This is a genomic window from Shimia sp. (genome assembly GCF_041624275.1).
In the GTDB taxonomy this organism is placed as follows: Bacteria; Pseudomonadota; Alphaproteobacteria; order Rhodobacterales; family Rhodobacteraceae; genus Shimia.
This window is the reverse complement of record NZ_JBFJVE010000009.1, coordinates 1-11,627: the sequence shown is the minus strand read 5'-3', so window position 1 is coordinate 11,627 and position 11,627 is coordinate 1. Positions and strand designations below refer to the sequence as shown.

Below are 11,627 nucleotides of genomic sequence, written 5' to 3'. Positions count from 1 at the left end.
GCTCGGCGCCTGATCAATGGCCGAGAATCTGGCTGAGGAACAGCTTGGTGCGTTCGCTCTTGGGATTGTTGAAGAACTCTTCGGGTTCGTTCTGTTCCACGATCTGGCCCTGATCCATGAAGATCACCCGGTTCGCCACCTGACGGGCAAAGCCCATCTCGTGGGTCACGCAGAGCATGGTCATGCCCTCTTCGGCAAGCTCGATCATGGTGTCGAGCACCTCTTTGATCATCTCGGGGTCAAGCGCCGAGGTCGGCTCGTCGAACAGCATGATGCGCGGCCGCATGCACAGCGAGCGCGCGATTGCCACCCGCTGCTGCTGACCGCCCGAAAGCTGGCCGGGATATTTGTCGGCCTGCTCGGGGATCTTCACCTTCTCGAGGAAGTGCATCGCCGTTTCCTCGGCCTCCTTGCGGGGCGTCTTGCGCACCCAGATCGGCGCCAGCGTGCAGTTTTCGAGAATCGTCAGATGCGGGAACAGGTTGAAGTGCTGGAAGCACATGCCAACCTCGGAACGGATCTTGTCGATGTTCTTCAGATCCGAGGTCAGCTCGGTCCCGTCGACGATGATCTGCCCCTGCTGATGCTCTTCCAGCCGGTTGATACAGCGGATCAGGGTCGATTTGCCCGACCCCGAGGGGCCGGCGATGACGATCCGCTCGCCTTCGTTCACCGTGAGGTTGATGTCGCGCAGCACGTGGAAGGTGCCGTACCACTTGTTCATATTGTTGATTTCGATCGCGACATTGTCCGAGACATGCATCTTGGAGCGGTCGATTTGACGGTCAGTCATAAGTTCAGACATTTGCAGAACTCCTTGTTAGTGACCTGTATGAAGCTTGCGCTCCAGGTACATGGAATAGCGGGACATGGAGAAACAGACGATGAAGAACAACAGCGCGATAAAGGCGAAGAGTTCCCAGTAGATGCCGTTCCATGCGGTGTCGGCGCGGATGGCGCCGGCCAGCCCGATCACGTCGAACAAGCCGATGATCGACACAAGGGTGGTGTCCTTGAAGATGCCGATAAAGGTGCTGACGATGCCCGGAATCGAGATTTTCAGAGCCTGCGGCATGATGATCAGCCGCTGGGCCTGCCAATAGTTGAGCCCGAGCGAATCGGCGCCCTCGTACTGGCCCTTGGGCAGGGCGGCGAGACCACCCCGGATCACCTCGGCCATATAGGCGGCAGCGAAGAGGGTCATCATGATCATCACCCGCAGGATGATGTCGAAATTGGTGCCCGGCGGCAGGAAGAGGTTCAGCAGCAGCGAGGCCACGAACAGGAGCGTGATCAGTGGCACGCCACGAATGAACTCGATGAAGCCGACACAGAGCGCCTTGACCAGCATCAGGTCGGACTGGCGGCCCAGCGCCAAGACGATGCCGATCGGCAACGAGCAGCCGATGGCGACGATGCCCAGCAGCACGGCCAGCATGAAGCCGCCGAACTTGCGGCTTTCCACCGCCTCGATACCAAGCGGAACAAGCCCGTCGATGGCACCTGCGGCAGAGCCCGACAACAGAAACCACCAGGCCACCGGAGCCGCGATGGCGGCGATCACCGCGACCAGCGAGCCGGCGATCGGTTCGAGAATGCGGTAGGCGGCATAGCCGAGCAGGAAGCCCAGCGCGACCATCACCGGCCCCCAGATCGACCCGCCCCACAGCAGCCAGGGCATGATGAACGGGTAGAGCGCGGTCAGCCAGATCATCTGGCGGGGCATCTGCTGCGAGAACAGGACCGGCGCCAGGGCGAGCAGGGTCAGCACCAGTGCCAGGTTGACCCGCCAGTAAAGATGGTCGGGATAGAAGCCGTAAAGCAGCTGTAGCCAGCGTTCGTTGACGACGCTCCAGCAGGCATGGCCATGGGTGCTGCCCCAGGTTTCGTTCATCACCTCGCGACATTCGGTCAGCGAGGCGGTGCCCGAGACCGACTGGAAGATCCAGGGCAGAACCCCCGAGAAGACATACCAGATGGCGGCCAGCGAAATCACGGTCAGGACCGAGTTTCCCCAGCTCGAGAACAGGTTTTCACGCAACCAGCCGACAACACCCACCGTCGAGGCCGGAGGTACCTTTTCCGGCAGCATTTCGGTGCGGACAAATGCTTGTTGTGTCATCTTATCTCTCCACCAATGCGACGCGGGTGTTGTACCAGTTCATCACCGCCGAAATGCTCAAGCTGATCAGCAGATAGCAGCCCATCAGCATGAGAACGCATTCCAGCTCGCGGCCGGTCTGGTTCATGGTGATGCCCCCCAGCGTGCCGGTGATGTCCATGTAACCGACCGCAATCGCCAGCGACGAGTTCTTGGTCAGGTTCAGATAGTTCGAGATCATCGGCGGGATGATGACCCGCAGCGCCTGCGGCAGGATCACCAGCCGCATGGTCTTGTTGGGGCGCAGACCCAGAGCGCTGGCGGCCTCGGTCTGGCCGTGGCTGATGGCCAGGATGCCGCCGCGCACGATCTCGGCGATGAAGGCCGCCGTATAGAGGCTCAGCGCCGCCCAGAGCGCGATCAGCGAGTTGCGAAGATGGGTGCCGCCCTTGAAGTTGAACCCCTTGAGCTCGGCATAGCCGAGATGGAAACCGAGAGCGGTCAGAACCACGATCAGCGGCACGAAGACGATCGCCAGGTTGACATGCCATGTCGTGGGCCGGTCTCCGGTCGACGCCTGGATCCTGTTGGCGCGCGCATTGACCTTGCGGACGCCGAAGATCGACGCGGCGAGAACCACGAGCAGCACGATCAGATCAAGCGAAACGTCGAACCGCAGGCTCGAGGCGCCGAACAGGTGGATGTCGCCAAGACTGCGCGAAAACAGCGCCTCGGGCAGATAGGCGCCGCGATTGGTGATGATGAACCACCCGGTCTCGACCCCCTTGTAGGTACGGGGATGCGGTGTCGCCTCGGTCACGATCGCCAGCGCGAGCACGATCCAGAGCAGCACCGGAACGTTGCGGAAGGTCTCGACATAGACGGTCATGATCCGGGCGACCAGCCAGTTCTTGGACAGGCGCAGAACGCCGACCAGAACCCCGATCACCGTGGCCGCCAGACAGCCGAGCACGGCCACCAGAAGCGTGTTGAGAATGCCGATGAAGGCAGCCCGCAAATGGGTGTCGCGACTGTTGTAGTCCAGCAGCCGCTGGTTGATGTCATAGCTTGCGGGCTCGCCAAGGAACCCGAGGTCGATCGGCTTGCCCAGCGTGTTGAGATTGGTGAGCGTGTTGTTGATTAGCCATGCGGCCAGCAGCATGAACCCGAGCATCGCGACGGCCTGAATGGTCATCGAGCGATACCGGGTGTCGTAAATCAGCATGCCTAGCCGAAACGACTCCTTGGGAGGGTCGGTGAGAGTTGTCATCTGGGTAGTTCCCCGTTGCTCGGCCTTGTTTTTATGTGGCTTTTTGCCGGTGGCCGATGTTTAGAACTGTATTAAGTGAGAAGGGCGCGGAGTGGTCTCCGCGCCCTTCGTCAGAGTATTTTAGCGGAAGGGCGGCGAGTAGATCAGACCGCCGTCGGTCCACTGTGCGTTCAGGCCGCGTGCGAGACCGATCGGCGTGCTTTCACCGATGTTCTTCTCGTAAAGCTCGCCATAGTTGCCGCCGGCCATGATCGCGTTCTTGGCCCAGTCAGCCGAGAGACCCAGCATTTCGCCAAGGCTGCCTTCGGTGCCCAGCAGGCGGGCGACTTCGGGGTTGTTGGAACCCGAGGCCATTTCGCCGATGTTGGCCGAGGTCACGCCCAGCTCTTCGGCGGTGATCAGCGCGTTGAGCGTCCAGCGCACCACGTCACCCCAGTTGTCGTCGCCGTGGCGGACAAGCGGGCCGAGCGGCTCTTTCGAGATGATCTCGGGCAGCAGGACATGCGCGCCGGGGTTTTCGAAAGTGGCGCGGGTCGCGGCCAGACCCGAGGCGTCGGTGGTATAGACGTCACAGGCGCCGGCCAGATACTGCTGCTGCGCTTCGGCGTTGGTTTCGATCGGAACCGGTTCGTAGCTGATGTTGTTGGCGCGGAAGAAGTCCGCCAGGTTCAGCTCGGTGGTGGTGCCGGTCTGGATGCAGACGGTGGCCCCGTCCAGATCCTTGGCCGAAGACACGCCCAGTTCGGCCGGAACCATAAAGCCCTGACCGTCATAGTAGTTCACGCCGACGAAGGTGAACTTGAGGTCCACATCGCGCGAGAAGGTCCAGGTGGTGTTACGTGCCAGCATGTCGATCTCGCCCGACGCCAGGGCGGTGAAACGGGTCTTGCCGGTGGTCGGCACGAACTCGACCGCTTCCGAATCGCCCAGCACGGCTGCGGCCACGGCGCGGCAGACACCGACGTCGAAACCGTCCCAGTGACCGTTCGCGTCAGGCGCGGCAAAGCCGACCAGACCGGTGGTGACGCCGCAGTTCAGCTTGCCGCGCGCCTTCACGTCATCAAGCGTGCCCGCAGCAGCCGCGCCAGCAGCAAGGCCAGCCACAGTCAGCGCACCAAAAATTACGGATTTTTTCATTTTATCCTCTTCCCTGATGGATCACCCATTGTCTGGGTGCCTGTTTTCCGACCAAAGATGGCCGGTTTTAACACTTCCAAGAGGTGTCATCCTCTTGAACTGGATCATTCTGGGGGGATTCATCACGAAACGTCAAGGGGCCTATCAGCGAAAACAATCACTCGCCGCTCAATAATTCTTGATGACCCCAGACGCCCTTTACCCTAGGGCAACCATATGAGAAATCAGGTTATTTCCGCGACATCCGAAAGAATCTGTCGGCGTGGAAAAAAGCCTCCTGCTTGGCTTTTGCCTGCGCTTCGGCCTCTTCGTCGGCGCCCCATTGCTCGGCCTGCCAGTCCTCGTCGAGCCGTGACAGTCGCCACAGATCCGCAACCGGCAGATGGCCATGCACCGCGGCAAACCCCAGGACCAGCGAGCCTGAAAGCCCGACCAGATCGTGAAACGCCGCCAGTTCGAAATTGGTCAGGTCATGCACCCGCTGGCGCAGGTTCTTCAGCGCCGCTTCGTCCTGCGGCGCGAACATCACCCCGCTTACGGGGTGCAGCCGGGCCTTTAGGGTCTCGGCGGCCCAGTCCAGAAGCGGATCCCAGGCTTCGGCCTGTCGCGCGATCAGCGCCTCGGGCTGGGTGGCGCGATAGCACAAGAGGTCCGATCCGCCATAGTCCGCGATCATCTCGGCCACCTCGCCATGCTGATGCGCGACCTTGTCGATCGCGGCATTGGCCGAACGCGTCACCGGCATCGACAGCGGGTCAAGTTCGCCTTCCTGCGCCTGCCATTCGGCGACGACGGCCTCGGCCAGGCCGGGGGTGGGCAGAGCCAGCGGCGCCTTGGCCGGCGTCTTCACCGCGCGCCCGTCCAGCTTGACCAGCCAGCTGTCGCCTTCCTGTTCGGCCCAGGCCTCTTTCCAAAAGCGTTTGCGTGCCCAGCCACTCATATCTCGCGTCCCCAGATTGTCTGCAAAGCCGACGGCAATGCGTCAAACTCGTCAATGATCACGTCCGCCAGGTCCAGCGCCCCGGTCGGATGATAGCCCCAGCTCACGCCGATCGCGGGCAGCCCCGCCGCCCGCGCCATTTCCATGTCGAAGCTGGTGTCGCCGATCATCACCGCCCGTTCGGCAGCGACCCCGGTCTCGTCCAGCGCCGCCTTCAGCATCGATGGATGCGGCTTGGAGGGGTGAAAATCGGCCACCTGCTGGGTCACGAACAGCCTTTGCATGTCGTGCCCCTCGAGCAGCTTGTCGAGGCCGCGCCGCGACTTTCCGGTCGCCAGCCCGAGCAGGATCTCGGGCACCGCGTCGAGACGCGCCAGCATCTCGGCGGCACCGGGATACAGCGGCGACGACAGCAGGCTGCCCTTGTCGGCGCGCAGCTCCATATAGGCCTGCTTGTAGGCCGCTTCGAGCTGGCGGTGGGTCCCGGCCGGCTGGTCGGGCGCCAGCCGCGCCATCGCCACGTCGAGCGAAAGGCCGACGATGCCCAGCACCGCCTCGCGCAGCGGCACGTCGAGCCCGAGCGCACCGAAGGCCGCCGCCATCGAGGCCAGGATATCGGCCTGGCTGTCGACCAGCGTGCCGTCGACATCGAACACCACGAGGTGCAGATCGCTCATCGCAGCTCCTCGAAGGGATCCTCGGCGGCCAGGTCGGCGGTCCAGCCGAAGGTATCGAAAGTATGGGCCATATGTTCGGGCAACGCGGCCTCGACCCGGATCGACTTGCGGGTCACGGGGTGTTCGAAACTCATGCTGCGCGCATGCAGGTGCAGCTTGTTCGAGATGATGCCGCCCAGTTTCGCCCCCCAGCCATCGCCAAGGTTTTCCTGCCCCGAGCCGCCGTATTTGCCGTCACCGACGATCGGGTGGCCGATCTCGGCCATATGCGCCCGCAACTGGTGGGTGCGCCCGGTGATCGGCTCCATCGCCACCCAGGCGGCGCGGCTGGCCACGCGGTAGAGCGTCGCATATTGGGTGATCGCCCGCTTGGCGCCGGGGGTGCCTTCGACGTCGCGCGGATGCAGGCAGATCATCTTTTCCGCCTCGCCCCGGCGGCCATGTCCCGGCGCCTTGACCAGACCATATTTGATCTCGCCCAGATAGGGGGTCGGCACGCCGGCGACCACGGCCCAATAGATCTTGCGGGTCTCCTTGTGGCGCATGGCCGCGGTCAGACCCTGCGCCGCCTTGCGGCTGCGCGCCAGCAGCAACACGCCCGAGGTATCCTTGTCGAGCCGGTGCACCAGCCGCGGTTTCTCGTCGAGATCGAACCGCAGGGCATCGGCCAGACCATCCACATGGCGTGTCTGCCTGCTGCCCCCCTGGGTCGCCAGCCCCGGCGGCTTGTTCAGCGCGATCACGTGGTCGTCCTTGTAGATCACGCAGTCGCGGATCATCCGGGCATCGGCCTGCGAGACCTTGGCCGGCACCGCATCCGGGCGCGGGCCGGGGGCCGGCAGCGGCGGAATGCGCACCGTCTGGCCCGGCTCGAGCCGGGTGGCCGGCTTCACCCGCCCGCCATCGACCCGCAATTCGCCCTTGCGGCACATCTTCTCGATGCGCACCTGGTTGAGCTGCGGAAACTGCCGGCGCAGCCAGCGGTCAAGCCGCTGGTCGCCATCCTCGGCCGCCACGGTCAGTGTCTGGACACCGCTCATGCCAATACCCCCCGCATCACCCAGAGCCCCAGCATCAGCGCCGCCAGCGACCCGATCACCGAGATCGCCACATAGGCGGCGGCGGCCCCAATCTCGCCGCGTTCGAACAGCGTCACCGCCTCGAGCGAAAAGGCCGAAAAAGTGGTGAACCCGCCGAGAAAGCCGGTCATCACCAGCGGCGACAGAGGCGCAAACCCGCGCTGTGACGCGACCGTCGCGCAGAGCCCCATCAGGAACGAACCGACGATATTCACTGTGATGATCCCCATCGGAAAGCCGGGCCCGACCAGACGCAGCACCCAAAGGCCGGTCAGATAGCGCAGCGTGGCGCCGGCGGCACCGCCAAGGGCGACATATATCAGGCTTGAAAACATGCCGCGTCTGTCACCCGGCGGGAGGCAATTGTCAAGCAATCACCACCGGCGCGGCCCCCTGCCCCGCGCTTGCCGGCGCTTTGACGGGAATTTTCCGCCACCGGCAATCTCGGTTTTCCATTGCCGGGACGAAAGGCTAGATTCGCCGCGATGACCGATCTGTTCGAATCCCTTTCCCCCGCCGCGCCCGAACCGGCGCAACGCCCGCTGGCCGACAAGCTGCGCCCGGCGGCGCTGTCCGAGGTTATCGGCCAGGATCACCTGCTGGGCCCGGAGGGGCCGCTGGGCATCATGCTGGCATCGGGCAGCCTGTCCTCGCTGGTGCTGTGGGGGCCGCCGGGGGTCGGCAAGACCACCATCGCGCGGCTGCTGGCGCGCGAGACCGACCTGCATTTCGTCCAGATCAGCGCCATCTTCACCGGCGTGCCCGAACTGCGCAAGGTCTTCGAGGCGGCGCGGCTGCGGCACCGCAACGGACAGGGCACGCTGCTTTTCGTCGACGAGATCCACCGTTTCAACAAGGCCCAGCAGGACGGCTTCCTGCCGCATATGGAAGACGGCACCATCGTGCTGGTCGGGGCGACCACCGAGAACCCGTCGTTCGAGCTCAACGCCGCGCTTCTCAGCCGCAGCCAGGTGCTGGTGCTGAACCGGCTCGACGACAGCGCGCTGGCTGCGATGATGACCCGCGCCGAAGGCGAGATCGGCAAGGTGCTGCCTCTGGAGCCCGGCGCCCGCGACGCGCTGGTGGTGATGGCCGACGGCGATGGCCGCGCCCTGCTCAACCTCGTCGAACAGGTGGCGGCCTGGACGGTGGCCAAGCCACTGGACCGCGACCAGCTTGCCGCCCGGCTGACCCGGCGCGCGGCGCAGTACGACAAGTCGGGCGACGCCCATTACAACCTGATTTCCGCGCTCCACAAATCGGTGCGCGGGTCGGACCCGGACGGGGCGCTCTACTGGTTCGCCCGCATGCTTCAGGGCGGCGAGGATCCGCGTTTCCTGGCCCGGCGCCTGACCCGCATGGCGGTCGAGGATATCGGGCTTGCCGATCCGCGCGCGCAGGGCGTCTGCCTCGAGGCCTGGAACAGCTACGAACGGCTCGGCAGCCCCGAGGGCGAGCTGGCGCTGGCCCAGGCGGTGATCTACCTGGCGCTGGCCCCGAAATCGAACGCCGCCTATGTCGCCTACAAGAAGGCGATGAAGGCGGCCCGCACCACCGGGTCGGAACCGCCGCCGAAGCATATTCTCAACGCCCCGACCGCGCTGATGAAGGATCAGGGCTATGGCGACGGCTATCGCTATGACCATGACGCCGAAGACGGGTTCTCGGGGCAGAACTACTTCCCCGACGGCATGAAGCGCGGCGTCTACTACCTGCCGGTGGAACGCGGTTTTGAACGCGACCTGAAGAAACGGCTCGATTTCTTCGTCAACCTGCGGACCAAGCGGCAAGGCGGAAAATAGCGCCCAACCGCGCCCGGCAGGTGCAGCGGGAAAGAGATCACCCGGCACCCGGAATTTCGCCGCCCCGGGAAGAAGTTCTTCACGATTTGGCGCCTATTCTGCAAGAAGATGCCGCAAAAAGGCCGGGTTCGCCCCGCAGGCTGGACCATGGTCGCCCCGCGCCATCCGCCGCGCGGGCGCAGTTTCGAGGAGTAGACAAGATGAAAGACGGAGAACACGCCGCACCCTGCCCACAGGCCACACCGCAAGGGGCACAGCGCGCCTATGCCCGCGCCCGCATCACCAAGAGACTCGACCCCGAACTGGGCAGCTGGCTGCGCGCCCATCTCGACGAGGTCTTCAACCGGTCGCACAACTGGGCCGAGCTCGGCGACAAGCTGCGCCATCGCGGCTTCTACCTCAAACGCGGCGACGGCCACCTTTGGCTCAGCGATTGCCACAGCCAGATCCATATCTGTTCCTGCAGCTTTCTCGGCCATCCCTGCCGACAGCTGGAGAGCAAGTTCGGCGAACGCTTTCACTGACAGGCCCTGTCCGGCCACCGCTGGCGGCAGCCGGATGTCGCGGGCGGATCGTCAGATCACCTGCGTCGCGCTCTCCTTGGCCAGGATGATGCGGTCCGCATCCCGCCGGATGGCCTCGATCTCGCGGCGCTGATCGGCGCTCAGAAGCCCCTCTTCGGGGGCGGCCCGGATCAGTGACAACGCCTTGTCGCGCGCCTGATCGAAGGCGGTGCGCCGCCCCGAGGCCTCGTAGTCGTCGCGCCCCATGCGCAGGAAGACATCGGGCTGGTGCTGGCGGCGGCACAGCGCCAGTGTATGCGGGCTGTCGAGAAAATGACCGCCCGCCGGCTTGGCCGCAACCTCCTCCCAGTTCAGGGCCGTGCCGTCGATCTCGGGGCGTTCGATGAAGCGCCGCAGCATGGCGCCGATCTCATTGTCGAGCACCGCCTGAACCGGGCTGTGCACAGTGGCGCATTCCAACTGGCCGACACCGCCCAGAATATCGACCCCCGACAGCACAACGGTCTGCGCCAGCAGCGCCCGCTCGGCCATCGACTGCATGTCGGCATCCGGCGTGTCCGACCCCGCGCCATAGGTATGGGTCACCAGCCCGAAGCCGCGTTTCATCAGCTGCACCGCCATGCTCGCCGCCTGCAGGGTCTCGGGGCTCGACTGCAAGGCCGATCCGGTGCGCATGTCGAGGGTGAACATCAGCGGTGTCGCGATCACCGGCGTGCCCGGCGCCAGCACATGGGCGATGGTCACCATCGCGAGGATCTCGGCGGCGGCCATCAGCACCAGCCCCGCCGTCGACAGCGGCGCCGTGCCCCCGGCCGAGGGCAGGCTGCAGGCATGGATCGGCAGCCCGTGGCGCCCGGCCTGAAGGATCACCTCGGTATCCATGTATTTGAATTCCAGCGGCGAGAAGGAACAGGTGATGCAGCTGGCCAGCGGGCGCGCCCGCAGCGCCGCCTTGCCACCTGCGGCAACGGCGGCGATCTGCATCAGAAACTCGACGCTTTCCTTGCTGTAGGGCTGGACCCAGCAATGCTTGTCGGTGTGGTTGACCATGGTCGCGAAACTGTGGACGTCGGCGGTGATTTCCGGCACCCCGGCGACAAAGGGATGCGCGACGAACCCCACCTGGTCCAGCCCCGAGGCCACCGCACCGATCTCGCGCACCGCCTTGAGGTCAAGGTTGCGATAGGCCGAGGTTTCGGGGTCGACATAGCCATGGGCCCCGGTGCCGGTGCGCATGACGAAACCCGCGTCACGGCGCGGCAGCGCGATCAGCCGGCCGGGCGACTTGCCATGCAGGTTGACCTGTTTCGGCGTTGCCGCCAGCGCCTCTTCGACCAGTTCGCGCGGCAGCAGGAAGCGATCGGCGCCGGTCCCCGGCTTGGCCCCCTGCGCGCAGAGCGCCCGCACCGCCTCGGGGTGGATCACGGTGACCCCGTAATCCGACAGCAGCGCCAGGGCGCGGGTTTTCAACTCTTCTATATCCGCATCGCTCAGAAAGCCGAAACCGGGGCGCGTTGCTGCGCCTTCGCGCAGCCGAAAGGCATCTGCCGTGACCTGTGCCTGACGCGCATCGCCGCGCCCGCGCCGGCGGGGGTTTCTCGAACCGTTTTCCATAATGATCTCCTAAGAGGGTTCAGGGACAATTATGGCACACACCTCTTAGACTCACTGCCTGCCGACTTGAGTGCGAAGCTCCGCGGGCCCGCCGCTCGGCAGCAGCCTGCCGCGACCGGTTCCTTTCAGCGCACCGCCGGCGCATCCGTGGCGCGCCAGCAGCCCCGCGGTCTTCAACGGTCCGGGAACGATATCCCGGAACCGGCGCGGGTCAAGCCCCGGATTGGCCGCATCCGGATTTGCCCGCGCATGCCCGCCGGCAGAAACGAAAAAGGCCACCCCTCGGGGTGGCCTGTTCCATTATCTTCGACACGGGCTGCTCGCGCGTCTCGCGATCCCCGATTACTCGATGATCTTCGACACCACGCCCGAACCCACGGTGCGGCCGCCTTCGCGGATGGCGAAACGCAGACCGTCTTCCATGGCGATCGGTGCGATCAGCTCGACGGTGAACTTCAGGTTGTCGCCCGGCATCACCATCTC

At 64.7% G+C, this 11,627-nt stretch carries 11 protein-coding genes and 1 pseudogene; 2 read left to right on the top strand and 10 right to left on the bottom strand.

The window, feature by feature from the left end:
• Nucleotides 1–13: 13 nt before the first annotated feature.
• The 8 genes from ABZD10_RS01610 to crcB form a co-directional block, all read right to left on the bottom strand.
• On the bottom strand, nucleotides 14–805 hold the full coding sequence (locus ABZD10_RS01610; RefSeq protein ID WP_372884355.1) for an amino acid ABC transporter ATP-binding protein: 792 nt from the start codon (nucleotides 803–805) through the stop codon (nucleotides 14–16).
• Nucleotides 806–820: 15 nt separating this feature from the next.
• Complete coding sequence (locus tag ABZD10_RS01605) at nucleotides 821–2,122, bottom strand: amino acid ABC transporter permease (RefSeq protein WP_372884354.1); 1,302 nt, start codon at nucleotides 2,120–2,122, stop codon at nucleotides 821–823.
• Nucleotide 2,123: 1 nt separating this feature from the next.
• Entirely contained in the window at nucleotides 2,124–3,371 is a 1,248-nt protein-coding gene (locus ABZD10_RS01600) for an amino acid ABC transporter permease (protein WP_372884353.1), read from the bottom strand.
• A 120-nt stretch (nucleotides 3,372–3,491) separates the two neighbouring features.
• A complete protein-coding gene (locus ABZD10_RS01595; RefSeq protein ID WP_372884352.1) occupies nucleotides 3,492–4,508 on the bottom strand; it encodes an amino acid ABC transporter substrate-binding protein in 1,017 nt (338 codons plus the stop codon).
• 229 nt (nucleotides 4,509–4,737) lie between these two features.
• Nucleotides 4,738–5,448: an ATP12 family chaperone protein gene (locus tag ABZD10_RS01590; protein WP_372884351.1), complete on the bottom strand. Its 711-nt coding sequence runs from the start codon at nucleotides 5,446–5,448 to the stop codon at nucleotides 4,738–4,740.
• Nucleotides 5,445–6,125 (bottom strand): HAD-IA family hydrolase, encoded by a 681-nt coding sequence (locus tag ABZD10_RS01585; protein ID WP_372884350.1) that lies wholly within the window; start codon nucleotides 6,123–6,125, stop codon nucleotides 5,445–5,447. The genes ABZD10_RS01590 and ABZD10_RS01585 overlap by 4 nt, the downstream gene beginning before the upstream one ends.
• On the bottom strand, nucleotides 6,122–7,165 hold the full coding sequence (locus ABZD10_RS01580) for an RluA family pseudouridine synthase (protein WP_372884349.1): 1,044 nt from the start codon (nucleotides 7,163–7,165) through the stop codon (nucleotides 6,122–6,124). Before ABZD10_RS01580 ends, ABZD10_RS01585 begins: the two co-directional genes overlap by 4 nt.
• Nucleotides 7,162–7,539 carry a fluoride efflux transporter CrcB gene (gene crcB, locus ABZD10_RS01575; protein WP_372884348.1) on the bottom strand — a complete coding sequence of 126 codons (378 nt, stop codon included), beginning with the start codon at nucleotides 7,537–7,539 and terminating at the stop codon, nucleotides 7,162–7,164. The genes ABZD10_RS01580 and crcB overlap by 4 nt, the downstream gene beginning before the upstream one ends.
• A 150-nt stretch (nucleotides 7,540–7,689) precedes the next feature.
• Between crcB and ABZD10_RS01570 the strand changes: the two genes are divergently transcribed.
• Together ABZD10_RS01570 and ABZD10_RS01565 are read left to right on the top strand one after the other, a co-directional pair.
• Entirely contained in the window at nucleotides 7,690–9,006 is a 1,317-nt protein-coding gene (locus ABZD10_RS01570; protein ID WP_372884347.1) for a replication-associated recombination protein A, read from the top strand.
• A 200-nt stretch (nucleotides 9,007–9,206) separates the two neighbouring features.
• Nucleotides 9,207–9,530, top strand: coding sequence for a hypothetical protein (locus ABZD10_RS01565; RefSeq protein ID WP_372884346.1), 324 nt, complete (start codon nucleotides 9,207–9,209; stop codon nucleotides 9,528–9,530).
• A 51-nt stretch (nucleotides 9,531–9,581) separates the two neighbouring features.
• Here ABZD10_RS01565 and ABZD10_RS01560 read toward each other — a convergent pair whose 3' ends face one another.
• Complete coding sequence (locus tag ABZD10_RS01560; RefSeq protein WP_372884345.1) at nucleotides 9,582–11,144, bottom strand: trimethylamine methyltransferase family protein; 1,563 nt, start codon at nucleotides 11,142–11,144, stop codon at nucleotides 9,582–9,584.
• Nucleotides 11,145–11,486: 342 nt separating this feature from the next.
• Nucleotides 11,487–11,627, bottom strand: a pseudogene (tuf, locus tag ABZD10_RS01555) (elongation factor Tu); the annotation flags it as partial.

Coding starts and splice junctions, on each gene's coding strand:
- ABZD10_RS01610 (WP_372884355.1), bottom strand. CDS start 805: ATGTCTGAACTTATGACTGACCGTCAAATCGACCGCTCCAAGATGCAT.
- ABZD10_RS01605 (WP_372884354.1), bottom strand. CDS start 2,122: ATGACACAACAAGCATTTGTCCGCACCGAAATGCTGCCGGAAAAGGTA.
- ABZD10_RS01600 (WP_372884353.1), bottom strand. CDS start 3,371: ATGACAACTCTCACCGACCCTCCCAAGGAGTCGTTTCGGCTAGGCATG.
- ABZD10_RS01595 (WP_372884352.1), bottom strand. CDS start 4,508: ATGAAAAAATCCGTAATTTTTGGTGCGCTGACTGTGGCTGGCCTTGCT.
- ABZD10_RS01590 (WP_372884351.1), bottom strand. CDS start 5,448: ATGAGTGGCTGGGCACGCAAACGCTTTTGGAAAGAGGCCTGGGCCGAA.
- ABZD10_RS01585 (WP_372884350.1), bottom strand. CDS start 6,125: ATGAGCGATCTGCACCTCGTGGTGTTCGATGTCGACGGCACGCTGGTC.
- ABZD10_RS01580 (WP_372884349.1), bottom strand. CDS start 7,165: ATGAGCGGTGTCCAGACACTGACCGTGGCGGCCGAGGATGGCGACCAG.
- crcB (WP_372884348.1), bottom strand. CDS start 7,539: ATGTTTTCAAGCCTGATATATGTCGCCCTTGGCGGTGCCGCCGGCGCC.
- ABZD10_RS01570 (WP_372884347.1), top strand. CDS start 7,690: ATGACCGATCTGTTCGAATCCCTTTCCCCCGCCGCGCCCGAACCGGCG.
- ABZD10_RS01565 (WP_372884346.1), top strand. CDS start 9,207: ATGAAAGACGGAGAACACGCCGCACCCTGCCCACAGGCCACACCGCAA.
- ABZD10_RS01560 (WP_372884345.1), bottom strand. CDS start 11,144: ATGGAAAACGGTTCGAGAAACCCCCGCCGGCGCGGGCGCGGCGATGCG.